26 protein-coding genes are annotated in these 24,773 nt (G+C 72.1%); 21 read left to right on the plus strand and 5 right to left on the minus strand.

What is annotated here, in order from left to right:
* Positions 1 to 953, minus strand: a 953-nt coding sequence (locus tag AB0I11_RS30400; protein WP_357328366.1) for an AAA family ATPase, incomplete at its 3' end; no start/stop codon positions are given.
* A gap of 251 nt (positions 954 to 1,204) precedes the next feature.
* Here AB0I11_RS30400 and rpmE point away from each other — a divergent pair.
* Together rpmE and prfA are read left to right on the plus strand one after the other, a co-directional pair.
* Positions 1,205 to 1,429, plus strand: coding sequence for a 50S ribosomal protein L31 (gene rpmE / locus AB0I11_RS30405; protein ID WP_046563792.1), 225 nt, complete (start codon positions 1,205 to 1,207; stop codon positions 1,427 to 1,429).
* Between the two features lie 110 nt (positions 1,430 to 1,539).
* Positions 1,540 to 2,628, plus strand: coding sequence for a peptide chain release factor 1 (gene prfA, locus AB0I11_RS30410; protein ID WP_357328370.1), 1,089 nt, complete (start codon positions 1,540 to 1,542; stop codon positions 2,626 to 2,628).
* 43 nt (positions 2,629 to 2,671) lie between these two features.
* On the opposite strand, the gene AB0I11_RS30415 is transcribed toward prfA, so the two are convergent.
* Positions 2,672 to 4,225, minus strand: coding sequence for a GGDEF domain-containing protein (locus tag AB0I11_RS30415; protein ID WP_357328373.1), 1,554 nt, complete (start codon positions 4,223 to 4,225; stop codon positions 2,672 to 2,674).
* 74 nt (positions 4,226 to 4,299) lie between these two features.
* Between AB0I11_RS30415 and prmC the strand changes: the two genes are divergently transcribed.
* From prmC to AB0I11_RS30435, 4 genes are all read left to right on the plus strand, one after another.
* Positions 4,300 to 5,247, plus strand: coding sequence for a peptide chain release factor N(5)-glutamine methyltransferase (gene prmC / locus AB0I11_RS30420; RefSeq protein ID WP_357328377.1), 948 nt, complete (start codon positions 4,300 to 4,302; stop codon positions 5,245 to 5,247).
* A complete protein-coding gene (locus AB0I11_RS30425) occupies positions 5,247 to 5,891 on the plus strand; it encodes an L-threonylcarbamoyladenylate synthase (RefSeq protein ID WP_046563796.1) in 645 nt (214 codons plus the stop codon). The genes prmC and AB0I11_RS30425 overlap by 1 nt, the downstream gene beginning before the upstream one ends.
* Positions 5,892 to 6,503, plus strand: coding sequence for a phosphotyrosine protein phosphatase (locus AB0I11_RS30430; RefSeq protein ID WP_357328380.1), 612 nt, complete (start codon positions 5,892 to 5,894; stop codon positions 6,501 to 6,503).
* 102 nt (positions 6,504 to 6,605) lie between these two features.
* Positions 6,606 to 8,717, plus strand: coding sequence for a transglycosylase domain-containing protein (locus AB0I11_RS30435; protein ID WP_357328383.1), 2,112 nt, complete (start codon positions 6,606 to 6,608; stop codon positions 8,715 to 8,717).
* Between the two features lie 30 nt (positions 8,718 to 8,747).
* Here the strand turns inward: AB0I11_RS30435 and AB0I11_RS30440 are convergent, their stop codons facing one another.
* Positions 8,748 to 10,214 (minus strand): SDR family oxidoreductase, encoded by a 1,467-nt coding sequence (locus AB0I11_RS30440; protein ID WP_357328386.1) that lies wholly within the window; start codon positions 10,212 to 10,214, stop codon positions 8,748 to 8,750.
* 35 nt (positions 10,215 to 10,249) lie between these two features.
* On the opposite strand from AB0I11_RS30440, the gene glyA reads away from it, so the two are divergent.
* The 13 genes from glyA to AB0I11_RS30505 all read left to right on the plus strand — a co-directional run bounded on the left by glyA (position 10,250) and on the right by AB0I11_RS30505 (position 21,236).
* The gene (gene glyA, locus AB0I11_RS30445; RefSeq protein WP_357328389.1) at positions 10,250 to 11,539 is read left to right on the plus strand and encodes a serine hydroxymethyltransferase; all 1,290 of its coding nucleotides are present in this window, start codon (positions 10,250 to 10,252) and stop codon (positions 11,537 to 11,539) included.
* Positions 11,532 to 11,963, plus strand: coding sequence for a hypothetical protein (locus tag AB0I11_RS30450; protein ID WP_357328392.1), 432 nt, complete (start codon positions 11,532 to 11,534; stop codon positions 11,961 to 11,963). Before glyA ends, AB0I11_RS30450 begins: the two co-directional genes overlap by 8 nt.
* A gap of 173 nt (positions 11,964 to 12,136) precedes the next feature.
* Entirely contained in the window at positions 12,137 to 12,373 is a 237-nt protein-coding gene (locus AB0I11_RS30455; RefSeq protein ID WP_091069120.1) for an AtpZ/AtpI family protein, read from the plus strand.
* A gap of 11 nt (positions 12,374 to 12,384) precedes the next feature.
* Entirely contained in the window at positions 12,385 to 13,182 is a 798-nt protein-coding gene (gene atpB, locus AB0I11_RS30460) for a F0F1 ATP synthase subunit A (protein WP_357328396.1), read from the plus strand.
* A gap of 68 nt (positions 13,183 to 13,250) precedes the next feature.
* Entirely contained in the window at positions 13,251 to 13,478 is a 228-nt protein-coding gene (locus AB0I11_RS30465; protein WP_091318740.1) for a F0F1 ATP synthase subunit C, read from the plus strand.
* Between the two features lie 29 nt (positions 13,479 to 13,507).
* Positions 13,508 to 14,050, plus strand: a complete 543-nt coding sequence (locus AB0I11_RS30470; protein WP_357328400.1) for a F0F1 ATP synthase subunit B — start codon at positions 13,508 to 13,510, stop codon at positions 14,048 to 14,050.
* On the plus strand, positions 14,050 to 14,871 hold the full coding sequence (locus tag AB0I11_RS30475; RefSeq protein ID WP_357328402.1) for a F0F1 ATP synthase subunit delta: 822 nt from the start codon (positions 14,050 to 14,052) through the stop codon (positions 14,869 to 14,871). The genes AB0I11_RS30470 and AB0I11_RS30475 overlap by 1 nt, the downstream gene beginning before the upstream one ends.
* Positions 14,872 to 14,957: 86 nt before the next feature.
* Positions 14,958 to 16,610, plus strand: coding sequence for a F0F1 ATP synthase subunit alpha (atpA, locus tag AB0I11_RS30480; protein WP_357328405.1), 1,653 nt, complete (start codon positions 14,958 to 14,960; stop codon positions 16,608 to 16,610).
* A 2-nt stretch (positions 16,611 to 16,612) separates the two neighbouring features.
* The gene (locus AB0I11_RS30485) at positions 16,613 to 17,542 is read left to right on the plus strand and encodes a F0F1 ATP synthase subunit gamma (RefSeq protein WP_357328408.1); all 930 of its coding nucleotides are present in this window, start codon (positions 16,613 to 16,615) and stop codon (positions 17,540 to 17,542) included.
* Positions 17,542 to 18,996 (plus strand): F0F1 ATP synthase subunit beta, encoded by a 1,455-nt coding sequence (atpD, locus tag AB0I11_RS30490; RefSeq protein ID WP_357328411.1) that lies wholly within the window; start codon positions 17,542 to 17,544, stop codon positions 18,994 to 18,996. Before AB0I11_RS30485 ends, atpD begins: the two co-directional genes overlap by 1 nt.
* Positions 18,997 to 19,212: 216 nt before the next feature.
* Positions 19,213 to 20,355 (plus strand): LCP family protein, encoded by a 1,143-nt coding sequence (locus AB0I11_RS30495; RefSeq protein ID WP_357328414.1) that lies wholly within the window; start codon positions 19,213 to 19,215, stop codon positions 20,353 to 20,355.
* Positions 20,356 to 20,489: 134 nt separating this feature from the next.
* A complete protein-coding gene (locus tag AB0I11_RS30500) occupies positions 20,490 to 20,768 on the plus strand; it encodes a F0F1 ATP synthase subunit epsilon (RefSeq protein ID WP_089012816.1) in 279 nt (92 codons plus the stop codon).
* Positions 20,769 to 20,780: 12 nt separating this feature from the next.
* Positions 20,781 to 21,236 carry a DUF2550 domain-containing protein gene (locus tag AB0I11_RS30505; RefSeq protein WP_357328418.1) on the plus strand — a complete coding sequence of 152 codons (456 nt, stop codon included), beginning with the start codon at positions 20,781 to 20,783 and terminating at the stop codon, positions 21,234 to 21,236.
* A gap of 203 nt (positions 21,237 to 21,439) precedes the next feature.
* Here AB0I11_RS30505 and AB0I11_RS30510 read toward each other — a convergent pair whose 3' ends face one another.
* Positions 21,440 to 21,862, minus strand: a complete 423-nt coding sequence (locus tag AB0I11_RS30510) for a VOC family protein (RefSeq protein ID WP_357328421.1) — start codon at positions 21,860 to 21,862, stop codon at positions 21,440 to 21,442.
* Positions 21,838 to 22,410, minus strand: a complete 573-nt coding sequence (locus AB0I11_RS30515) for a cob(I)yrinic acid a,c-diamide adenosyltransferase (RefSeq protein WP_046563185.1) — start codon at positions 22,408 to 22,410, stop codon at positions 21,838 to 21,840. The genes AB0I11_RS30510 and AB0I11_RS30515 overlap by 25 nt, the downstream gene beginning before the upstream one ends.
* Between AB0I11_RS30515 and murA the strand changes: the two genes are divergently transcribed.
* Together murA and AB0I11_RS30525 are read left to right on the plus strand one after the other, a co-directional pair.
* Positions 22,409 to 23,848, plus strand: a complete 1,440-nt coding sequence (gene murA, locus AB0I11_RS30520; protein WP_357328424.1) for a UDP-N-acetylglucosamine 1-carboxyvinyltransferase — start codon at positions 22,409 to 22,411, stop codon at positions 23,846 to 23,848. The two genes, AB0I11_RS30515 and murA, sit on opposite strands and share 2 nt — an antisense overlap.
* Before the next feature lie 69 nt (positions 23,849 to 23,917).
* Positions 23,918 to 24,766 (plus strand): 3-hydroxyacyl-CoA dehydrogenase family protein, encoded by an 849-nt coding sequence (locus AB0I11_RS30525; protein WP_357328427.1) that lies wholly within the window; start codon positions 23,918 to 23,920, stop codon positions 24,764 to 24,766.
* Positions 24,767 to 24,773: the final 7 nt, after the last annotated feature.

Below are 24,773 nucleotides of genomic sequence, written 5' to 3' on the forward strand. Positions count from 1 at the left end.
CGAAGGTGGTCAGCATGAGCCTCGGCGGCCCCGCCACCGACGGCACCGACCCGATGAGCCAGGCGGTCGACGACCTCACCGCCGAGACCGGCACCGAGCGAGCGCCACATCCGGACCACCTGCTGCCGGTCGTCGAAGACCCCGACCACCCGGTACCGGTCGCGGATCTCCCGCTCGTAGATCTCCCGCTTGACCACGGCGTCCTTGCGGTGGTCGCCGACCGCGCGCAGGTGCAGCGCCAGGTACGGCACCCGGACGTGCCGGGCCAGCCAGGCCTCCGTGTCGGCCCGGGCCGAGGCGTCCCGGCCCGAGCAGAACACCACCTCGTGCCCGGCCGCGTGCATGGCCCGCACCGCCGCGATCACCGCCTCGTTCGGCGCGTCCTCGCCCACCCGGCTCATGTCGTACGGGCTGCGGGAGACGGCCAGCGCCACCGTGCCGTCGATGTCCACCAGCACGATCGGCGGCGGCTCGGGGCGCGGCGGGTGGACGGTCGCCGGGCCGCCCGTGCCGGCCGTCGGCACCGGCAGCGGCAGCGGCCGGTTGGCCAGGTAGCGCTCGTGCAGCCGGCGGATCGCCGCCTCGCCGACCCGGTCCGCCTCCGGGCGTGCCGCGTCCCGGCGCAGGCACTCCGCCAGTGGCACGTCGGTGAAGTCGTGCACCTCGAACGCCGCGCCGAACCGTTCGGCCAGTTCGGCCCAGTCCCGCAGGGTGCGCGAGCGCAGGTTGGTGTCGTCCACGCAGACGCTCACCCGGGCGGCCAGCAGCGCCTCCACCTGCGCCCGCTGGACCCGGGTGACCTGGCCCTCCGCCCACTGGGTGAAGAGCCGTTCGCCGTGCAGCATCCGGCGCAGGTCGTCCCGGTTGACCCGGACCACGCCGGGCTGGAGCCGCCGGGCGAAGGTGGTCTTGCCGGAGGCGGGCAGCCCTCGGGTCGCGATCAGGCGGAACACGTCACACCTCCCGTTCGTCCCGTGCCGGGGCACCCCGGGTGACGAATGCCCGGGAGCCGGGCGGGAATGCGTGCCGGGAGGTGAGCGTTGCGCCTGCCGGACCTGCTGTGTGGGCCGCTCGTCGAGTCGACGGACGCCCGTGGCACACTGGTCAATCGGCCACCGGTTCCGGTTCACGCCCGAGTCCCGTCGCACGACGACGGGACGCCCGACGGCGACCCGGCGACCACCGACGAAAGGACCGAGGCGACATGAAGCCCAACATCCACCCGGAGTACGTGACCACCGAGGTCCGCTGCTCCTGCGGCAACTCCTTCACGACCCGCAGCACCGCCAAGGGCGGCGCCATCAGCGTCGAGACCTGCAGCGCCTGCCACCCGTTCTACACCGGTAAGCAGCGCGTGCTGGACACCGCCGGTCGGGTCGCGAAGTTCCAGCAGAAGTACGCCAAGGTTCAGGCCAAGAAGGCCAAGTAGCTCCGTCGACGACGCCCGTGTCCGGCTCCGTGCCGGACACGGGCGTTCGTCCGTTTCCGCCCGCCTGTTCCCGCCCACCACCCGGCCGTCGCCGAAGGAGCACCCGCAGCATGAGCAGTGAGCGCCTGGCCGCCCTTCTCGACGAGTACGCCGAGCTGGAGCGGCGGCTGGCCGACCCGGCCATCCACGCCGACCAGGGCACCGCCCGGCGGGTGGGCCGGCGCTACGCCGAGCTGGTCCCGCTGCACAAGGCCGCCGACGAGCTGGAGCAGGCCCGCGCCGACCTGGCCGCGGCCCGGGAGCTGGCCGCCGAGGACCCGGCGTTCGGCGGCGAGGCGGAGGCGCTGGCGGCGTCCCTGCCGGCGCTCGAGGAGCGGCTGGCGGAGCTGCTGATCCCGCGCGACCCGCACGACGCCAAGGACGTCATCGTCGAGATCAAGGCCGGCGAGGGCGGCGAGGAGTCGGCGCTCTTCGCCGGTGACCTGCTTCGGATGTACACCCGGTACGCCGAGCGGCACGGCTGGGTCACCGAGGTGATCGACGCCCAGGACTCCGACCTCGGCGGCGTCAAGGACGTCTCCCTGGCGATCAAGACCAAGGGGGTGCCGGAGGCCGGCAACGGCGTCTGGTCCCGGCTGAAGTGGGAGGGCGGCGTGCACCGGGTGCAGCGCGTCCCGGTCACCGAGTCGCAGGGCCGGATCCACACCAGCGCCGCCGGGGTGCTGGTGCTGCCCGAGGCCGAGGACGTCGACGTCACCGTCGACCCGAACGACCTGCGGATCGACGTGTTCCGCTCGTCCGGGCCCGGCGGGCAGTCGGTCAACACCACCGACTCGGCGGTCCGGATCACCCACGTACCGACCGGGATCGTGGTCTCCTGCCAGAACGAGAAGTCCCAGCTGCAGAACCGGGAGCAGGCCATGCGGATCCTGCGGGCCCGGCTGCTCGCGGCGGCCCAGGAGCAGGCCGACGCGGCCGCCTCGGACGCCCGCAAGGCGCAGGTACGCACGGTGGACCGGTCCGAGCGGATCCGCACCTACAACTTCCCGCAGAACCGGATCACCGATCACCGGATCGGCTACACCGCGTACAACCTGGATCTGGCCCTGGCCGGTGAGCTGGACGGCGTGCTCGACGCCCTGGCCGAGGCCGACCGCGCCGCCCGGCTGGCCGGCGAGACGGAGCTGAGCCGCCGCTGACCCGGGGCCGTCCCCCGGCCGGCGCGGACGCCCGGGCCCGCGCTCAGCTGGCGCGGAGGCGGTCCTTGGCCCGGAGCATCTCCCGGTCGGCCAGCTCGAACGCGGCGCCCAGCGCCTCCCGCACACTCACCCCGGAGCCGCCGCTCACCTCGGCGAAGCCGATGCTCACCCCGACCGGGGTGCCGGGCACCAGCGACTCCCAGTCCTCGGTCCGCACCGCGGCCTGGATCCGGCGGGCCACCTCGGCCGCCTCCGTCATGCCCGTCTCGGGCAGCACCACCACGAACTCGTCCCCGCCGTAGCGGGACACGAAGTCGCCGCGCCGCATCACCCGGTTGATCACCCCGGCGATCCGTTGCAGCACCAGGTCGCCGGAGTGGTGGCCGTGCCGGGTGTTGACCGCCTTGAAGCCGTCCAGGTCGCAGACGCCGATCACCACCCGGTCGCCGCGGGCCACCACCGCGCCGATGTAGCGCTCCAGCCGGCGCCGGTTGGGCAGCCCGGTCAGCGGGTCGGTCAGCGCCTCGCCCTCGTACCGGGCGGCCTCCCGGCGCATCTCCTCGTGGTCGATCCGGGCGGCGATGCCGTCGATGTAGACGTCGCGCAGCCGGTCGTTGCGCTGGGCCGCCAGCCGGAACGCGTGCCGGTCGGCCCGGTGCGCGGCGGCGTGGTCGCCGGCCCGGGCCAGCGCGATGCTGCGCAGCCGGGGCGCCTCGGCGGCGCCGAGCGTCTCGTCGGAGACCCCGATGGTGTCCAGCCGGGCGACCGCCTCGATCGGCCGCCCGTCCGCCACGGCCAGGCAGACCTGGCCGAGCTGGCGCAGGTCACGGGCGCGGGCGCTGTCGCCGCCGTGGGCCAGCAGCCGGGCCGGGTCGGCGTCGGTGCCGGACTCCGTCCGGTCACCCAGGGCGGCCCGCCGGGAGGCCGCGTACCCGTACGCGGCCAGGCTGCTGGGCCGCAGGTTGCCGGCCCGCCCGTCGCGCAGGAAGCGGCTCAGGTCGCCGGCCACGTCGCGCAGCACCCGCAGGCAGCCGTCGCTGTCGCCGTTGTGGTCCAGGGCGACCGCGTTGCGCAGCCGGATGCCCGGCGCGGCGAAGGTCTCCTCGGGGATGCCGGCGGTGAGCCCGACCTGGCGGGCCCGCTCGATCGCGCCGAGGGCGTGCCCGTGGAAGCTCAGGTAGGAGTAGGCCATCGCCAGGTCGTGCCAGCCCCAGGCGGTGTCCCGGTCCGGGTCGTCGTCGGCGGTGAGCGCCCGGGCCGCCTTGACCAGGTGGGTGACGCAGCGGTCCAGCGCCCCCTGGTGGTGCGCGGCGAGCGCGGCCAGCGCGTTGAGGTGCCCGTGCAGGTAGGGCTCGGAGAGGTCCCGGACGGCGGCGGAGGCCTCCTCGATGGCCCGGGTGAACTCGGCCGTCCGGCCGAGGTTGATCAGGGCGGAGAGGCGCTGGACCAGCGCGTCGGCCCGGGCGCACGGGTCGGTGGTGGTGCGGATGACCCGGTCCAGCAGGACGCACGCCTCCGCGGAGCGGCTCGCCTCCTGCAGGGCGCGCGCCCGGCGGAGGGCGTCAACCTGGTCAGCGACCCGGTCGAGCCAGCCCACTCGCGACCTCCCTGTCGGTGTGCCTCCGGCCGCACCCGCTCGTGCTGTGACCCGCGACGTTTCATGATTATGTCGTGACCTCCCTCCCGCAACACCCGTCCAAAGGGACAGAAGGCGAGCGACCCTCATTGGTGGTCGCCCGGGCCGCCCGGGCACTCGCCGCCGCGGGCGTCGAGGCGCCCCGGGCCGAGGCCGAGCAGCTGGCCGCGTACGTGCTGGACGTGCCGCGCGGCCGGCTGGCGCTGGCCGACGGGTTCAGCCCGGCGCAGCGCGACCGGCTGGCCGCCCTGGTCGAGCGGCGGTCCGCCCGGGAACCCCTCCAGCACCTCACCGGCACGGCCGGTTTCCGGCATCTGGAGCTGGCGGTCGGGCCGGGGGTCTTCGTGCCCCGCCCGGAGACCGAGTTGCTCGCCGGCTGGGGGATCGAGCAGGCCCGGCCGCTGGCCGCGCCCCTGGTCGTGGACCTGTGCAGCGGCTCCGGCGCGATCGCCCTGGCCGTCGCGCAGGAGCTGCCGGCGGCGCGGGTGGTGGCGGTGGAGCGGTCCCCGGCGGCGCTGGACTGGCTGCGCCGCAACGCCGCCGACCGGGCCGCCGCGGGGGACACCCCGATCGAGGTGGTCGCGGCCGACGTCACCGACCCGGACCTGCTCGCCGACCTGGTCGGGCGGGTCGACGTGCTGCTCTGCAACCCGCCGTACGTGCCGCGCGCGGTGGCCGTCCCGCCCGAGGTGGCCCGGCACGACCCCGACGAGGCGGTATTCGGCGGGGCGGACGGGCTGGCCGTGATCCGCCCGGTGCTGGCCCGGGCGGCCCAGTTGCTGCGCCCGGGTGGCGCGCTCGGCGTCGAGCACGACGACACGCACGGCGCGACGGTGCCCGCGCTGCTCGCCGCCGACGGCCGGTACGAGCGGGTCGAGGAGCATCGCGACCTGGCCGAGCGGGCCCGTTTCGCCACCGCGTCCCGCCGGGCGGACGGCCGGCACGCCGACCCCGCCCCGGCGTGGCAGACTGGCTCCTCGTGATGCTCTACGACTGTCGGTCCCTCGCCGACCGGGACCGCGGCATCGCCGCTGCGATCGAGGCGGTCAAGAACGGTGAGCTGGTCGTCCTGCCGACCGACACGGTCTACGGCATCGGCGCCGACGCCTTCACCCCGTACGCGGTGAAGGCGCTCGCGGACGCCAAGGGTGGCACCCGGCAGGCGCCCCCGGTGCTGATCGGGTCCCGGCACACCCTCGACGGCCTGGTCTTCTCGCTGCCCCGCTCGGCCCGTGAGCTGGTCGAGGCGTTCTGGCCGGGCGCGCTGACCATCGTGGTGGAGCACTCCCCGAGCCTGGCCTGGGACCTGGGCGACTCGTCCGGGACGGTGGCGGTCCGGATGCCGCTGCATCCGGTGGCGCTGGAGGTGCTCCGGGAGACCGGCCCGATGGCGGTGGCCTCGGCCAACAAGGTCGGCCAGCCGGCCGCGCTCACCGCCGAGGAGGCCCGCGACCAGCTCGGCTACGGCGTGCGGGCGTACCTGGAGGCCGGGCCGGCGCTGGATCCGGTGCCGAGCACCATCGTCGACCTCACCGGCGACGTGCCCCGGGTGCTGCGCCAGGGCGCGGTGTCGCTGGAGAAGCTGCGGGACGTGGTGCCGGACATCCTCGACGAGCGGGGGGTCTGAGTGCCGCCGTTCACCGTCCTGCACGTCTGCATGGGCAACATCTGCCGTTCCCCGATGGCCGAGCGGCTGCTGGTGCTGGCCGTGCGTGAGCGGCTGGGCCGGCTGGGGGTCGACGGGAGCGGCGCCGACGGGCTGGTGCACAGCCACAGCGCGGGCACCGGTGGCTGGCACGCCGGCGAGGAGATGAACCCGCCGGCGGCCCGGCAGGTCACCGCGCGCGGCGGCGACGTGGCCGGGTTCGCCGCCCGCAAGCTCCGGTCTGATCTGATCGACGCCGCCGACCTGGTCCTCACGGCGACCGCCGACCAGCAGGAGTACGTGGTGGCGCTGCGTCCGGACGCCGCCGCCCGCACCTTCGTGCTCGGTGAGTTCGGCCGGCTGCTGGGCGCGCTGTCGACGGACGGGCTGCCGCCGGCGGAGGCGACCCCGGAGGGGGTGTACGCCCGTGGCGTGGCCCTGGTGGCGGCGGCGGACGCGGCCCGCGAGGGGGCCGGCACGCTGCCCATCGATGACCTGGACGATCCGTGGGGGCGGGGCGACCAGTGCTTCAGCCGGGTGGCCGACGAGATCGAGGAGACGGTCCAGCCGCTGGCCGCCGCCCTGTTGCCCTGACGTTCATCCTTTCTCGCGAACTTCCTGCGCATTTGGCGGCGAAAGCCCTCATTGTGGTCATTCTGAACGGGTCCGTACGGCCGGCTCCTGCGGGGAGAGCTGATGAACCGGGCCCACCTGAACAAGCTGTTCACCGTTCTGCTCGCCGGCGTGCTCGCCGGCATGGCCCTCGCGGCGGCCGCCTTGCCGGCCGCGCTGGTCTTCGGGATCGGCTTCAAGAACCTGATGCCCTACGCCGCGCTGCCGGAGTCGCTGAAGGCGCCGGAACCGGCCCAGCGCTCCAACCTCTACGCCAGCGACGGCCGCACCCTGATCACCTCGTTCTACGTCGAGGACCGGGTGGACGTGCCGGTCGACGAGGTGGCGCCGGTGATGCGGCAGGCCATCGTGGCCGCCGAGGACGTCCGCTTCTACCAGCACCACGGCGTCGACGTGCGCGGCGTGGTGCGGGCCTTCACGGCCAACCGGCGGGAGGGCACCCGGCAGGGCGCCTCCACGCTGACCATGCAGTACGTCCGCAACGCGCTGGCCGGTGACCCCCGGCTGACCGAGAAGCAGCGGGCCCGGGCCACCGAGATCACCGCCGGCCGCAAGATCCGCGAGATGCGGTACGCGCTGGCCCTGGAACGCCGGCTGAGCAAGGACGAGATCCTCGGCCGCTACCTGAACATCGCCTACTTCGGCGCCGGGGCGTACGGCATCGCGGCGGCCAGCAAGCGCTACTTCTCCACCACGCCGGCCAAGCTCACGCTGGCCCAGGCGGCGCTGCTGGCCGGGCTGGTCCGCTCGCCCGACACCGACGACCCGATCAACGGCGACGCCGACGCGGCGCTGTCCCGCCGGGCGTACGTGCTGGACCGGATGGCGGAGACCGGGCAGGTGGACGCGGCCACCGTCGCCGCCGCGAAGGCCGAGCAGTTGCGGCTCACCCCGAGCGCCACGCCGAACGACTGCACCGCGGTGCCCGCCGCGCACAACGACTGGGGCTTCTTCTGCGACTGGTTCACCCAGTGGTGGAACGCCCAACCCGCGTTCGGCTCCTCGGTCGACGAGCGGCAGCGGACCCTGCGCCGGGGCGGCTGGAAGATCGTCTCCTCGCTCGACCCGGACGTGCAGGCCGAGGCGATCGATCAGGTGCTGCGGATCTACCCGAAGAGCAACGAGCGGGCCGCCCCGACCGCGGTGGTGCAGCCCGGCACCGGCCGGGTGCTGGCCATGGCGGTGAACCGGAACTACAGCGTCGCGGCCAACCCGGCCGGGCAGCAGAACTACCCGAACACCGTCAACCAACTGGTGGCCGGGGGCAACGGCATCGTCGGCTACCAGGCCGGGTCCACCTTCAAGCTCTTCGCCATGCTGGCCGCGCTGGAGTCCGGGCTGCCGCTGGCCACCGACTTCGACGCGCCGAGCGTCTACGTCACCCACTACCCGGTCGACGGCGGTCCGGCGAACTGCGGCGGCAACTGGTGCCCGGCCAACGCCAACCCCACCTGGATGGACGGGCGGCGCACCATGTGGAGCGCGTTCGGCCGGTCGGTGAACACCTACTTCGCCTGGCTCACCGAGCGGGTCGGCGCCGACCGGGTGGTGGAGATGGCCGAGCGGCTCGGCATCGTGCTGCGCGCACCCGACGACGCCCGGCTGGCCCGCGACGGTGCGAAGAACTGGGGGGCGTTCACCCTGGGCGTCGCGGCCACCACCCCGCTGGACCTGGCCAACGCGTACGCCACCGTGGCGGCCGAGGGCACCTGGTGCCGGCCCACGCCGATCGCCTCGATCACCGACAGCTCGGGCCGGACGGTGGCCGCCGGCGGCCCGGACTGCCGCCAGGTGATCGACACCGACGTGGCCCGGGCGGCGGCCGACGCGGCCCGCTGCCCGGTGGGCGGGCAGTCGATGTACCGGGGCTGCGACGGCGGCACCGCCGAGGAACTGGCGCCCGGGCTGCGCCGGCCGGTGGCCGGCAAGACCGGCAGCTCCGAGCAGAACGCCACCGAGACCGTGGTGGCCTTCACCCCGCAGCTCGCCGTCGCCACCATCGCCGCGAACCCGGACGACACCCGGGACGCGGTGGGCGGCGGCGTCCAGGTCCGGCAGATCGAGGCCGTCGGCCGCCTGCTCGGGTACGCCCTGCGCGACCAGCCGGCCCTGGACTTCGTCCCGCCCAGCCAGAGCGTGGCCCTGCGCCAGACCTCGCCCCGCACCGGCGACTGACCGCCCGGGGGAGGGCCGCGGCGGCGGGGGTCAGCGGGCGGGGTGGGTGGCGCCCCGGGCGATGTTGCGGGCCATGCCGCCGAAGACGACCGCGTGGAACGGGGCGACCGACTTCCAGTAGAGGTGGCCGGCCAGGCCGTGCGGGAGGAAGACGGCGCGCTGGATGTAGCGGCTGCCGCCGTCGCCGGCCGGCTCGGCCCGCATCTCCAGCCAGGCCCGGCCGGGCAGCCGCATCTCGGCGCGCAGCCGCAGCAGCTCACCGGGGACGATCTCCTCCACCCGCCAGAAGTCCAGCGCCTCGCCGACCTGGAGGTGGTGCGGGTCGCGCCGGCCCCGGCGCAGCCCCACCCCGCCGACCAGCCGGTCCAGCCAGCCCCGCACCGACCAGGCCAGCGGGAACGAGTACCAGCCGTGCTCGCCGCCGACGCCCTCGATGACCCGCCAGAGCGCCGCGGCCGGTGCGGCCACCGCGCGCTCCCGCAGGTCGGTGTACGCGCTGCCGCCGGACCACGCGGGGTCGCTGGGCAGCGGCTCGGCCGGGGCGTCCGGCCCGCTCGCCGTCGACCAGCGGGTCTCCACCTCGGCGTCGCGCACCTTGGCCAGCGCCAGGGCGACGGCCTGGTCGAAGTCGGTCAGCCCGCCGGGCGGGTCCGGCACGTACCGGGCGATGTCGTGTTCGTGGGCGATCGCCTCGTGGACCAGGCTCTCCACCAGCGGCCGGGCGATCGCGTTGGGCACCGGGGTGACCAGCCCGACCCAGAGCGAGGAGAGCGACGGGGTCAGCGCCCGCACCGGCACGATCATCCGCCGGGGGAGTCCGGCCACCCGCGCGTACCGCTGCATCATGTCGTGGAAGGTGAGCACGTCCGGCCCGCCGATGTCGAAGCCCCGGTTCACCTCGGGCGGCAGGTCCGCGCAGGCGACCAGGTAGCGCAGCACGTCGCGGACCGCGATCGGCTGGATCCGGTTGCGCACCCAGCGCGGGGTGACCATCGCCGGCAGCCGCTCGGTCAGGTAGCGCAGCATCTCGAACGAGGCGGAGCCGGACCCGATGATCACCGCGGCCCGGAGCACCGCGGTCGGCACCCCGCTGCCGAGCAGGATCCGGCCGACCTCGGCGCGCGAGCGCAGGTGCGGCGACGACACCTCGCGGTCCGCCGCCGGCTCCGGCCCGCCCAGGTAGACGATCCGGCGTACGCCCGCGGCGCGGGCGGCCGCCGCGAAGTTGGTCGCCGCCTCCCGGTCGGCCGCCTCGAAACCGGCCTGGCCGAGCGAGTGCACCAGGTAGTACGCCACGTCCACGTCGGCGAAGGCGGCCGGCAGCGTCGCCGGCTTCCGCAGGTCGCCCTCGGCGATCTCGGCCTGCCCCACCCATGGCACGTCCCGCAGCCGTCCCGCCTTGCGGGCCAGGCAGCGTACGGTGTGCCCCTCGGCGAGCAGTCGGGGCGCGAGCCGCCCGCCGATATAACCGGTGGCTCCGGTGACCAGGCATCTCACGGCCTCCAGTGTGCGGCTCCGTAGACTCCCTCGTTGTGGAGAACGCGAGGGAAACCTTCTGGGGGCCGGACTTCCAGCAGCTCAGCACCGTGGATCCGGAGATCGCCGGGGTGGTGCTGGGGGAGCTGGCGCGGTTGCGCGGCGGCCTGCAACTGATCGCCAGCGAGAACCTCACCTCGCCGGCGGTGCTGGCCGCGCTGGGCTCCACCCTGACCAACAAGTACGCCGAGGGCTACCCGGGCCGGCGCTACTACGGCGGCTGCGCCGAGGTGGACCGGGCCGAGGAGATCGGCATCGCCCGGGCGACGGAGCTCTTCGGCGCCGAGCACGCCAACCTCCAGCCGCACTCCGGGGCCAGCGCCAACCTGGCCGCGTACGCGGCCCTGGTGCAGCCGGGCGACACCGTGCTGGCGATGGACCTGCCGCACGGCGGTCACCTCACCCACGGCAGCCGGGTGAACTTCTCCGGCAAGTGGTTCCACCCGGTCGGCTACCCGGTCCGCCGGGACACCGAGCTGATCGACTACGACGAGGTCCGGGACCTGGCCCGGGCGCACCGGCCGAAGATGATCATTTGTGGTGCGACGGCGTACCCGCGGCTGATCGACTTCGCCCGATTCCGGGAGATCGCCGACGAGGTCGACGCGTACCTGATGGTGGACGCGGCGCACTTCATCGGGCTGGTCGCCGGCCGGGTCGTGCCCTCCCCGGTGCCGTACGCCGACGTGGTCACCTGCACCACCCACAAGGTGCTGCGCGGCCCGCGCGGCGGCATGATCCTCTGCCGGGAGTCGCTGGCGTCCCGGATCGACAAGGCGGTCTTCCCGTTCAGCCAGGGCGGCCCGCTGATGCACGCCGTGGCGGCCAAGGCGGTCGCCCTGCGCGAGGCCGCCCAGCCCGAGTTCCGGACGTACGCCGGCCAGGTGGTCAGCAACGCGCAGGCACTGGCCGACGGGCTGGCCGAGGAGGGGATGCGGCCGGTCTCCGGCGGCACCGACACCCACCTGGCCCTGATCGACCTGCGCGAGCTGGGCGTGACCGGCGCGGCCGCCGAGGCGCGCTGCGACGCCGCCGGGATCACCCTCAACAAGAACGCCATCCCGTACGACCCGCAGTCGCCGATGGTCGCCTCCGGCATCCGGGTGGGCACCCCGAGCGTCACCACCCAGGGCATGCGCGAGGGGGAGATGCGCCGGATCGCCGCGCTGATCGCCCGGGCGGTCCGGACCGATCCGGCATCCCCCGGCGGCGCGGACGAGCTGACCCGGGTCGCCGCCGACGTGACCGAGCTGGTCACCGCCTTCCCGGCGTACCCCCGTGGCTGAGCCGGGGACGCGCGCGGCGGAGGCGGCCGCGGACCGTGGCTGGCGGCTGCGCCACCTGCCGGTGCTGCTGGTGGCGTCGGTGCTGCTGGCGGCGCTCGCGGCGGTGGTCGGCGGGGTGACCCGCGGTCCGGCCGGCGCGCTGGGCGCGGCGGCCGGGGTGGCTCTCACCGCGGCCAGCTACACGCTCACCACCGTGGTGCTGGCCTGGGCGGACGCCCGCGACCCGCAGCTGGTGCTGCCGTTCGGCGTGGGCGTCTACGTCGCCAAGATGAGCCTGCTCGGCGCGGTGATGGTGCTGGTGGCGTCGACCGGCTGGTCGGGCCTCATCCCGCTCTGCCTGGGCATCGCGGCGGGCGTGGTGGTCTGGACCGGGGTGCACGTCTGGTGGCTCAGCACGGTCCACGCCCGACGGGTCCACAGCTGACCATCCCACCTTTCGGACGGCGCGCCGGTGTGTCCGCGATCGGTCATTCTCTCAGTGCCGACGGAGGAGTAGCGTGCCTCGAGACGACTTCGCCCGCCCGTGTCCCACACAACCAGGTTGTGCGGGGGGTGAGGCACAGCCTCGTCTCCTCGACTGATATCGTTCGCCCCGTCATGGCCGGTGACCAGAAACCCCCCAACACTGGCGGCTCGGGCGACGTTCCGTCCGGTGCCGGCCAGGGTTGGACCGCGCTCTCGTATCTCATCGGGGGCATGCTCGTCTGGGGTTTCATCGGCTGGCTGGTCGACCGTTGGCTCGATACCGGCGGCGTCGCCACCGGCATCGGGGTCGTGCTCGGCATGGCCGGGGGGATCATCCTGGTCGTCCGCCGACTGGGCACGCCTACTTAGGAAGGGACGCGGTGTTCGGACAGGCGAACGTCCTGGCAGCGGGCCAGGCGGAATTCCCACCCAGTGTGGAGGACTTCTACCTGCCCAGCATCCTGCCCTGGGGTGCGCACGACAACTACTGGTTCACCAAGATCACGGCCATGGTGTGGCTCGCCGTCGGCGTCCTGATCATCTTCTTCCTGGCCAGCTACCGGAACCCGAAGCTCGTCCCGACCAAGAAGCAGTGGTTCGCCGAGTCGATCTACGGCTTCGTGCGGAACAACATCGCGGTGGACATGATCGGGCACGCCGGGGTGCGGTTCGCGCCGTACTTCACCACGCTCTTCTGCTTCGTCCTGCTGACGAACGCGTTCGCGATCATCCCGTTCTTCCAGATCTCGCCGAACTCGCACATCGCCTTTCCGGCCTTCCTCGCCGTGATCAGCTACGTGCTGTTCAACTGGATCGGCATCCGGCACCACGGCTTCGTGAAGTACTTCAAGAACTCTCTGGTCCCGCCGGCGCCCTGGTACATCCTGCCGCTGCTGATCCCGATCGAGTTCTTCTCGACGTTCCTGGTCCGGCCGTTCTCGCTGGCCGTCCGTCTCTTCGCGAACATGTTCGCCGGCCACATGCTCCTGCTGGTCTTCACGCTCGGCGGGTTCGCCATGCTCAGCGCCAACGCCTGGCTGGCTCCGGTCTCGGTGCTGTCCTGGGTGATGACGATCGCGCTGACCTTCCTCGAGTTCCTGGTGATCTGTCTGCAGGCGTACGTCTTCACGGTGCTGACCGCCAGCTACGTGCAGGGCGCGCTCGCCGAAGAGCACTGATCCACTCTTTCGCACCAACCGTTGTCGTCCCGCGTGACCGTCACGCGTGATAACCAGGAGGAACCGCAATGAGCATCCTTGCCGAGGTAACGGGCAGCACCGCTGCCATCGGTTACGGCCTGGCCGCCATCGGCCCGGGCATCGGCGTGGGCCTGGTCTTCTCGGCCTACATCCAGTCGACCGCCCGCCAGCCGGAGTCGTCGCGGATGACCCTTCCGTACGTCTGGATCGGCTTCGCCGTGATCGAGGCGCTCGCGCTGCTGGGCATCGCCTTCGGCTTCATCTGGGCCGGCTGATCCACCCCCTCTGACCGGGAGGTTTCCCCATGTACTTCCTCGCCGCTGAGGGTGGTGAAAAGGCCGCCCACAACCCGATCATTCCCGCCTGGCAGGAGATCGTGGTCGGGGGCATCGCCTTCATCGTGCTCTGCTACGTGCTGATGAAGTTCGTCTTCCCGCGGATGGAGCAGACGTTCCAGGCCCGGGTCGACGCGATCGAGGGCGGCATCAAGCGCGCCGAGGCCGCCCAGGCCGAGGCCAACCAGCTGCTCGAGCAGTACCGGGCCCAACTCGCGGAGGCGCGTACCGACGCCGCCAAGATCCGCGACGACGCCCGGGCCGACGCCGAGGGCATCCGTCAGGACATCCTCGCCAAGGCGCGCGAGGAGTCCGACCGGATCATCGCGGCCGGCAAGGAGCAGCTCGCCGCCGAGCGGGCCACCATCGTGCGCGAACTGCGCACCGAGGTCGGCACCATCGCGGTGGACCTGGCCAGCAAGATCGTCGGTGAGTCGCTCGCCGACGAGGCGCGGCGCAAGGGCACCGTGGACCGGTTCCTGAGCGGTCTCGAGAGCGCGGGGGCCCGCTGATGCAGGCCGCCAGCCGGGAGTCGTACAAGGTCGCGGCGGACCGCCTCGACGCGTACGCCCGCGGCGCGGAGCCGTCGGCGGTGTCCACCACCGCCGACGACATCCTCTCCGTCGCCGCCCTGCTGCGGCGCGAGCCGCGGCTGCGCCGGGCGCTCTCCGACCCGGCCCGATCCGGGTCGGATCGGGCCGGCCTGCTCAGCGAGATGCTGCGCGCCAAGATCGGCGCCGACGCGCTCGACCTGCTCGTCTCGCTGGTCTCCGGCCGCTGGTCGGCTCCGTCGGAACTGCTCGACGGCACCGAGCGGCTGGGCGTCGAGGCGCTCCTGGCGAGCGCCGACAAGGCCGGCGAGCTGGGCGAGGTGGAGGACGAGCTGTTCCGCTTCGGGCAGGTCGTCGCCGGCTCCCCGGAGCTGTCCAACGTGCTCTCCGACCAGATGGCGCCGGTCGCGCAGCGGGCCACCCTGGCCGACCAGCTGCTCGCCGACAAGGCCCGGCCGATCACCGGTTACCTCGTCGGGGTCGCGCTCGCCGGCTTCGGCGGGCGTTCCTTCACCGGAGCGCTCACCCGGCTGGTCGAGCTGGCCGCCGAGCGGCGGGACCACCGGGTCGCGTACGTGACCGTGGCGGCTCCGCTGGATGACGCGGAGGAGCGACGCCTCGGTGCCCGCCTCTCGGAGATGTACGGTCGAGAGGTCTCCGTCAAGCAGACGGTGAACCCCGACGTGCTCGGCGGGGTGAGTGTCCGGGTCGGTTCCGACCTGTACGACGGCACCGTCCTGCGCCGCCTGAACGAGACCCGCAACGCGCTCGCGAAGCGCTGATCAGCGACTGAGCAGCCCTGATTCGATGCCATCGGACCGGTCGGTACTAGGTATCCCGGGCCCTGAGATACTTAAGGAAGCAGAGGATGGCCGAGCTGACCATCTCGACGGAGGAGATCCGCGGCGCCCTGGAGCGCTACGTCTCCTCCTACACGGCCGACGTCTCCCGCGAGGAGGTCGGCACCGTCGCCGACACCGGTGACGGCATCGCCCACGTCGAGGGGCTGCCCTCGACCAAGACCAACGAGCTCCTGGAGTTCGAGGACGGCACGCTCGGCGTGGCGCTGAACCTCGACGTCCGGGAGATCGGTGTCGTCGTTCTCGGTGACTCCGCCAAGCTGGAGGAGGGGCAGCGGGTCAAGCGCACCGACCGGGTGCTCTCCGTGCCGGTCGGCGACGCGTTCCTCGGCCGCGTGGTGAACGCGCTCGGCCAGCCGATCGACGGCCTCGGCGACATCGCCGACGAGGGCTACCGCGAGCTGGAGCTCCAGGCTCCGAACGTGATGTCGCGGCAGTCGGTCTTCGAGCCGCTGCAGACCGGCATCAAGGCGATCGACGCCATGACGCCGATCGGCCGGGGCCAGCGGCAGCTGATCATCGGTGACCGGAAGACCGGCAAGACCACGGTCGCCCTGGACGCCATCCTCAACCAGCGGGACAACTGGCGCTCCGGCGACCCGAAGAAGCAGGTCCGCTGCATCTACGTCGCCATCGGCCAGAAGGCCTCCACGATCGCCTCGATCAAGGGCCAGCTGGAAGAGGCGGGCGCGATGGAGTACACCACCATCGTGGCCTCCCCGGCGTCCGACCCGGCCGGCTTCAAGTACATCGCCCCGTACACCGGCTCGTCCATCGGGCAGCACTGGATGTACGGCGGCAAGCACGTCCTGATCGTCTTCGACGACCTGAGCAAGCAGGCCGAGGCGTACCGGGCCGTGTCGCTGCTGCTGCGCCGCCCGCCGGGCCGCGAGGCCTACCCGGGTGACGTCTTCTACCTGCACTCCCGGCTGCTGGAGCGCTGCGCCAAGCTCTCCGACGAACTGGGCGGCGGCTCGATGACCGGTCTGCCGATCATCGAGACGAAGGCGAACGACATCTCGGCCTTCATCCCGACCAACGTCATCTCCATCACCGACGGTCAGATCTTCCTCGAGACCGACCTGTTCAACCAGGGCGTCCGGCCGGCCATCAACGTCGGCACCTCGGTGTCCCGGGTCGGTGGCGCCGCGCAGGTGAAGCCGATGCGCAAGGTCGCCGGCTCGCTGCGGCTCAACCTGGCCCAGTACCGCGAGCTGGAGGCGTTCGCCGCCTTCGCCTCCGACCTGGACAAGGCCTCCCGGGCCCAGCTGGAGCGCGGCTCCCGCCTGGTCGAGCTGCTCAAGCAGCCGAACTACTCGCCGTACCCGGTGCAGGAGGAGGTCGTCTCGGTCTGGGCCGGCGTCGAGGGCAAGCTGGACGACATCCCGGTGGGCGAGGTCCGGCGCTTCGAGTCGGAGTTCCTCCAGTACCTGCGGCACAAGCACGAGGGTGTCCTGGCCGGGATCGCCGACAACAAGTGGGACGACGACATCATCGGCTCGCTGGACTCGGCCATCACCGAGTTCAAGAAGGTCTTCCTGGGCAAGGAGGACGAGACCCGGCTCAACGAGGCCCCGGCCGCGCCGCTCGAGGGCGAGGAGAACCGCGAGACGGTGACCCGCTTCCGGGACGGCTCGACCGACCGCCCGGCTGAGAGCTGACGATGGCCGCGCAGGTTCGCGTTCTTCGTCAACGGATCCGCTCGGCGAAGTCGATGAAGAAGATCACCAAGGCGATGGAGCTCGTCGCGACGAGCCGCATCGCCAAGGCCCAGGCCCGAGTGGAGGCGTCGCTTCCGTACGCCAAGGCCATCACCGGCGTGCTCACGGCGCTGGCGTCCAACGCGCGGATCGACCACCCGCTGCTCACCCCGCGCGAGCGGGTGCAGCGGGCGGGCGTCCTGCTCGTCACCGCCGACCGTGGCCTGGCCGGTGGTTACAGCACCAACGCCATCCGGACCGCCGAGTCGCTGATCGCCCGGCTGCAGGCCGACGGCAAGGAGCCGGTGCTCTACGTCATCGGCCGCAAGGGCGTGACGTACTACCGGTTCCGCAACCGGGAGATCGCGGCGAGCTGGACGGGCTTCTCCGAGCAGCCGGGCTTCTCCGACGCCCGCGAGGTGGGCGAGACGCTGATCAAGGCGTTCTCGGCCGGCGCGGACGACGTGGAGGGCACCGCCGGGGCGGACGGGGTGCTCGGGATCGACGAGCTGCACATCGTCTACACCGAATTCAAGTCCCTGATGACGCAGACCCCGGTCGCGAAGATCATCGGCCCGATGCAGGTCGAGGACCGGCCGCGGTCCGAGGGCCTGCTGCCGGCGTACGAGTTCGAGCCGGAGGCCGAGGCGCTGCTCGACGCGCTGCTGCCGAAGTACATCAACACGCGGATCTACGCGGCGTTGCTCGAGTCGGCGGCCAGCGAGTCGGCGGCCCGGCGGCGTGCGATGAAGAGCGCCACCGACAACGCCGAAGAGATGATCGAGAAGTACACGCGTGAGATGAACACGGCCCGCCAGGCCGGGATCACCCAGGAGATCAGCGAGATCGTCGGCGGCGCGAACGCGCTCGCCGCGTCGGGAAGTGAAGTGTGATGACTGTATCCGCAGTTGCTGGTGGACCAGCTGAGACCAAGACGGCCACGGGTCGCGTGGTCCGGGTCATCGGCCCGGTCGTCGACGCCGAGTTCCCGCGCGACGGCATGCCGGCCCTGTTCAACGCCCTGCACGTGGACGTGACGCTCTCCGGCGGCGAGAAGACGCTGACCCTCGAGGTCGCCCAGCACCTGGGTGACAACATGGTCCGCGCCATCTCGATGCAGCCGACCGACGGTCTGGTCCGCGGCGCCGAGGTCCGGGACACCGGCTCGCCGATCACCGTGCCGGTGGGCGACGCGGTCAAGGGCCACGTGTTCAACGCGATCGGCGAGGTGCTCAACCTCACCGAGGGTGAGACGCTCACGCCGGACGACCACTGGGGCATCCACCGCAAGGCCCCGGCCTTCGCGGACCTGGAGCCGAAGACCGAGATGCTGGAGACCGGCATCAAGGTGATCGACCTGCTCGCCCCGTACGTCAAGGGCGGCAAGATCGGTCTGTTCGGCGGTGCCGGCGTGGGCAAGACGGTGCTCATCCAGGAGATGATCACCCGGGTGGCCCGGAACTTCGGTGGTACCTCGGTCTTCGCCGGCGTGGGTGAGCGCACCCGTGAGGGCAACGACCTGATCGCCGAGATGACCGAGTCCGGCGTCATCGACAAGACCGCGCTGGTGTACGGCCAGATGGACGAGCCGCCGGGCACCCGACTGCGGGTCGCCCTCTCCGCGCTGACCATGGCGGAGTACTTCCGCGACGTGAAGAAGCAGGAGGTGCTGCTCTTCATCGACAACATCTTCCGCTTCACCCAGGCCGGTTCCGAGGTCTCCACGCTGCTCGGCCGGATGCCGAGCGCCGTGGGTTACCAGCCGACCCTGGCCGACGAGATGGGCGAGCTCCAGGAGCGGATCACCTCCGTCCGGGGCCAGGCCATCACCTCGATGCAGGCGATCTACGTGCCCGCCGACGACTACACCGACCCGGCGCCGGCCACCACGTTCGCCCACCTGGACGCGACCACCAACCTGGAGCGGTCGATCTCCGACAAGGGCATCTACCCGGCCGTGGACCCGCTGGCGTCCTCGTCCCGGATCCTCGCCCCGGAGTTCGTCGGCCCGGAGCACTTCCAGGTGGCCACCGAGGTGAAGCGGATCCTGCAGCGCTACAAGGACCTGCAGGACATCATCGCCATCCTCGGCATCGAGGAGCTCTCCGAGGAGGACAAGGTCACGGTGGGCCGGGCCCGCCGGATCGAGCGCTTCCTCTCGCAGAACACCTACGCCGCCGAGCAGTTCACCGGCGTGCCGGGCTCGACGGTCCCGATCAAGGAGACCATCGAGGCGTTCAAGAAGATCAGCGAGGGCGCGTACGACCACTTCCCTGAGCAGGCGTTCTTCATGTGCGGTGGTCTCGAGGACCTCGAGAAGAAGGCGAAGGAGCTGATGGAGGGCTGAGTCCCCCGTCACACTCCCGGAGGCCGTCCCGACGAATGTCGGGGCGGCCTTCGCCCGTCTGGCCTCGTCATTAGCAGATGTCCGCTTCCTCGGCAAGCGGTTCGGCGAACTGCGCGGTACCGTTTTGTGACGGCGCGTTCACGTACTGGACGTCGATCTTGTGCAACGAAAGCGTTGCATGCGCCCGTCTACCAGTCGTGGGCGTGACGATGGGAGATGCTCGTGGCTAAGGCTGGCACCGACGGCGACAAGCGGTCCGTCTGGCGGGGGATCCCGCGCTGGGCGCGCCTGTGCACGATCTTGGGCGTCGTTTTCCTGGTGCTCAGCGGCGGCACCCTGGTGGGCTACCGCGCGCTGGTGCACCGCTACGAGGGTGCGGTCGGCAAGGCCGACCTCTTCGGCGACCAGGCGGCCGGCGCCACCCAGAAGAAGAGCGACATCAAGGGCCCGCTGAACATCCTCCTGGTCGGCATCGACCCGCGGAAGCCGGAAACCCCGCCGCTCGCCGACTCGATCATGATCCTGCACGTGCCGGCTGGAATGGACCGCGGCTACCTCTTCTCGCTGCCCCGGGACCTGCGGGTGGAGATTCCCGCGTTCCCCAAGGCCCACTACGCCGGCGGCACCGACAAGCTCAACGCCGCCATGTCGTACGGCAGCCGGGTGCCGGGGCAGAACCCGGACGCCGCCCGCGGCTTCGAGCTGCTCTCCAACACCGTGCGGCAGGTCACCGGCATCGAGCGCTTCGACGCCGGCGCGATCATCAACTTCACCGGTTTCAAGAAGATCGTCGACGCGATGGGCGGCGTCGACATGTACATCGAGCGGGACGTCAGGTCCGAGCACCTGCGGCCGGACGGCACCGCCCGCCAGCTGAAGCGCGGCGGCGGCGGCTACCTCGGCCCGCAGGCCGAGTACAAGAAGGGCAACGCCCACCTCAACGGCTGGCAGGCGCTGGACTACGTCCGGCAGCGCTACCCGCGCAACGGCGTGCCCGACGCCGACTACGGCCGGCAGCGGCACCAGCAGCAGTTCGTCAAGGCGATGGTGAGCCAGGCGTTCAGCGCCGACGTGGTGACCAACCCGATCAAGCTCGACAAGGTGCTGCGCGCCGCCGGACACTCCCTGATCTTCAACGGTCGGGGCAACAGCGTGGTCGACTTCGCCATCGCACTGAAGAGCCTCCGCGCCAACTCGATCGAGACGATCAAGTTGCCGGGCGGGCCGATCGAGGTCAACGGGGCGTACAAGGGGGAGCGGCTGCAGCCGGCGGCGGAGGACTTCTTCACGGCGCTCCGCACCGAGCAGGTCGACGCCTTCATGCTGGAGCACCCCGACTTCAAGCAGAAGAACAGCTAGTCTGACCGCCAGCGGGCCCCGGCACGCGCCGGGGCCCTCGGCTGAGCGTGGCGCAGCTCTCGCCACCCGCCTTGGGTGGCCGTCCGGGCCACGACTAGACTTTCGGCAACCCGCCGCCGCAGCAAGGAGACAGCGTGGCACAGCAGCTTCACGTCGAGCTCGTAGCCGTCGAGGAGAAGGTCTGGTCCGGCGAGGCCGAGATGGTCGTCGCCCGGACGACCGAGGGTGAGCTGGGTGTGCTGCCGGGGCACGCGCCGCTGCTCGGCCAGCTCGCCGAGCCCAGCCAGGTCCGCATCAAGCAGGCCGGTGGCCAGCAGGTCGCGTACGACGTCGCCGGCGGGTTCCTGTCGGTCACCGGTGAGGGCGTCACGGTCCTCGCCGAGAGCGCCACCCCCGCCACTCCGGCGCGCTGAGCCGATCCGCCGATGGAGATCGTGGAAGGGATCGGAATCGGCATCGCGGTTGTCATCGCGGCGCTTCTGATCCTCTTCATCCGGCGGGCCCTGTTCACCCGCAGCGGCGGCATCATCCGGCTCAGCGTGCGGGTCTCCACGATGCTCGACGGCCGAGGCTGGTCACCCGGCTTCGGCCGTTTCGTCGGTGACGAACTCCGCTGGTACCGGATGTTCAGCTTCGCCCTGCGACCCAAGCGGGTGCTCTCCCGCAAGGTGCTCGCCGTGGAGCGGCGCCGGCTCCCCGAGGGCCAGGAACGCCTCTCCATGCCGGCCGACTGGGTGATCCTCCGCTGTACCAGCAACCACGCGCCGGTCGAGATCGCGATGGCACGATCCACGGTCACCGGCTTCCTATCCTGGCTCGAGGCCGCCCCACCCGGGGCGGCCTCGCCACGTCTGGCCTCGCAGGACTGGCCGGCCGCCTGACCTCCGGCCCACTCCGGCCCGCCGGCCGGGCTGCGCCTCGCACGTCGGGCCTTGCCGCCTGGACGGGGCCTGATCAACTCCGGTTGCGGCATGTCGTGGTGTCCATCGCCCTCGAAGGGCCACTTTGCCGCATCCGGAGTTGATCGAGCCCGACCGCGGCCGGCCAGCGGCGTCTCCGCCCTCAGCGGGGAGCCTCCGGCCCGTCAGCTGTCGACGGACCCGACCAGTTCCACCTCGTACCCCTGTCCGTCGCACAGGTAGGCCGCGTACGTCCGGGGGCCGCCGGCGTGCGGGTGGCGGTCCGGGAAGAGCAGTTCCCAGCCGTACGCCGGGGCGGTCGCGACGAGCCGGTCCACCGCGGCGGGCGGGCCGGCGTGGAAGGCCAGGTGGTTGAGGCCCGGGGCGAGCCGGTCGTGCACCCGCCCGCGCAGCGCCGGGGACTGCTCCAGCACCAGGTACGTCGGGCCGAGCCGCCAGGACCGGCCGGCGGGCCAGTCCTGGTACGGCGTCCAGCCGAGTTCGCCGAGCAGCCAGCCCCAACTGTGCCTGGCTGCCGCTAGGTCGGGTACCCAGACCTCCACGTGGTGCAGTGCTCCGACGGTCAGCGCTTCCCGCCCGGGACCCATAGCACATCCCCGTCCGGATTGGCCGTTCTTGACAGGATAAAGAGCAGATCGGAGAGCCGGTTGAGATACTTTGCCGGGAGGGTGCTGGTCCGGTCCGGGTCGTGCGTGACCAGAGCCCACGCCGCACGCTCGGCGCGCCGGGCGATCGTCCGTGCCACGTGCAGCAGTGCCGCGCCAGCGGTGCCGCCGGGGAGGATGAAGGAGTCGAGCTTGCTCAGGCGTGCGTTGTACTCGTCGCACCAGCCTTCAAGGCGCTCCACGTACTCCTCGGTCACCCGCAGCGGCGGGTACTTCGGGTCCGGCTCGACCGGGGTCGCCAGGTCCGCGCCGACGTCGAACATGTCGTTCTGGATCGACTGCAACACCGCCCGCAGCTCGTCGTCGAGCTGTCCGAGGGCGAGCGCGACGCCGATCGCCGCGTTGCACTCGTCGACGTCCGCGTACGCGGCGATCCGCGGGTCGGTCTTCGGGATCTGCTCGTTGTTGCTCAGCCTGGTCATGCCGGCGTCGCCGGCCTTGGTGTAGATGCGCGTGAGGTGGACGGCCATGACGCACAGCCTACGGATACCGGACCTGACCATCCCGGCGCGGCCGGGCCAGCCCGGCTGGTCGGCCGGCGTCAGGCCGGCCGACGCCGGTGATCCGGCGGTCAACGACGTCGACGTCATCCGGCTGCACGGCGAGGCCCGGCTGGCCGGGACCGTGCACGTGGTCGGTGCGAAGAACTCGGCGTTGAAACTGATGGCCGCCGCGCTGCTCGCGCCCGGCCGCAGCGTGATCACCAACGTGCCCCGGATCACCGACATCGCGATCATGGGGGAGGTGCTCCGGCGGCTGGGTTGCGGCGTACGCTTCGCCGCCGACGACCCGGTCGACCCGATGGTGGCCCATGGCGGGGTGGAGCGTTCCCGCTCGGTAACGATCGACGTGCCGGAGCGGCCCGGTGCGGAGGCCGACTACGACCTGGTCCGCCGGCTGCGCGCGTCGATCTGCGTGCTCGGACCGCTGCTGGCCCGCCGCGGCTACGTGCGGGTGGCGCATCCCGGCGGGGACGCCATCGGCTCGCGCGGCCTGGACATGCACATCGCCGGCCTGACCCGGATGGGCGCGGCCATCTCCGGTGAGCACGGGTTCGTCATCGCCGAGGCCCCGGACGGCCTGCGCGGCGCCGACATCGTGCTCGACTTCCCCAGCGTGGGCGCCACGGAAAATCTGGTGATGGCGGCGGTGCTGGCCCGGGGCACCACCACGATCGACAACGCGGCCCGGGAGCCGGAGATCGTGGACATCTGCACCATGCTGAGCCGGATGGGCGCCCGGATCGAGGGGGCCGGCACGTCCACCCTGCACATCGTCGGGGTGCCCGCGCTGTCACCGGTGCGGCACGCCACGGTGGGGGACCGGATCGTCGCCGGGACCTGGGCGTTCGCCGCCGCGATGACCCGCGGCGACGTGACGGTGACCGGGGTGGAGCCGGCCTTCCTGGAGGTCGCGCTGGACAAGCTGGTCTCGGCCGGCGGCCTGGTGGAGACCCGGGCCGGTGCCTTCCGGGTACGGATGGACGACCGACCCACGGCCGTCGACGTGGTGACCCTGCCGTTCCCGGGCTTCGCCACCGACCTGCTGCCGATGGCGATCGGCCTGGCCGCGGTGAGCGAGGGCGCTTCGCTGATCACCGAGAACATCTTCGACGGGCGGTTCATGTTCGCCAACGAGATGATGCGTCTCGGCGCGGACATCCGGACCGACGGCCACCACGCCCTGGTCTGTGGCCGGGAGCGGCTCTCCGGCGCCCCGGTACGCGCCACCGACATCCGGGCCGGCGCTGGCCTGATCATCGCCGGGCTCCGCGCGGACGGGGTGACCGAGGTGTCGCACGTGCACCACGTCGACCGCGGCTATCCGGACTTCGTCGCCGACCTGCGGGCCCTCGGCGTGGCGGTGGAACGCGGCACCGCGCCGGAGGAGCCGGACCTCGCCATCTGACGGCCGGGGCTTATCCCTCGTTAAGTAGGGTTCTCCCAGACGTTGCAGAACACGGCGAGGGAGAAGCAGATGGCGGGTCGACTCGCGGTCGTCGGTGCCGGGCTGATGGGCTCGGGCATCGCCCAGGTGGCGGCGCAGGCGGGCTGGCAGGTGACGCTGCGCGACATCGACGACGCGGCCACCAGGCGGGGCGTCGACGGCATCCGGAAGTCGCTGACGAAGTTCGCCGAGAAGGGGAAGATCGAGGCGTCCGAGGTGGAGGCGACCCTCGCCCGGATCACCCCGACCACCGAGCTGGAGGCGGCGGCCGACGCGGACATCGTCGTCGAGGCGGTCTTCGAGAAGATCGAGATCAAGCACGAGGTGTTCCGCGCGCTGGACAAGATCTGCAAGTCCGACGCGGTGCTGGCCACCAACACCTCGGCCATCCCGGTCACCCAGATCGCCACCGCCACCGAACGGCCGGAGTCGGTCGTCGGCACGCACTTCTTCTCGCCGGTGCCGATGATGAAGCTCTGCGAGCTGGTCCGCGGCTACAAGACCAGCGACGCGGCGCTGGCCACCGCGAAGGCGTTCGCCGAGGAGATCGGCAAGACCGTGGTGGTGGTCAACCGGGACATCGCCGGTTTCGTGACCACCCGGCTGATCTGCGCGCTCGCCATGGAGGCGGTCAAGCTGGTCGAGTCCGGCGTGATCTCCGCCGAGGACCTGGACACCGCCTGCAAGCTCGGCTTCGGGCACGCCATGGGCCCGCTGGCCACGGTCGACCTGACCGGCGTGGACGTGCTGCTCAACGCCGCGAAGAACATCTACACCGACACCGCGGACGAGAAGTTTTTCCCGCCGGAGCTGCTCCAGCGCATGGCCACCGCCGGCGACCTGGGCCGCAAGACCGGCCAGGGCTTCTACCCGTACTGAGCCGGAC

The sequence above is a fragment of the Micromonospora sp. NPDC050495 genome (genome assembly GCF_040655175.1).
Classification (GTDB): domain Bacteria; phylum Actinomycetota; class Actinomycetes; order Mycobacteriales; family Micromonosporaceae; genus Micromonospora.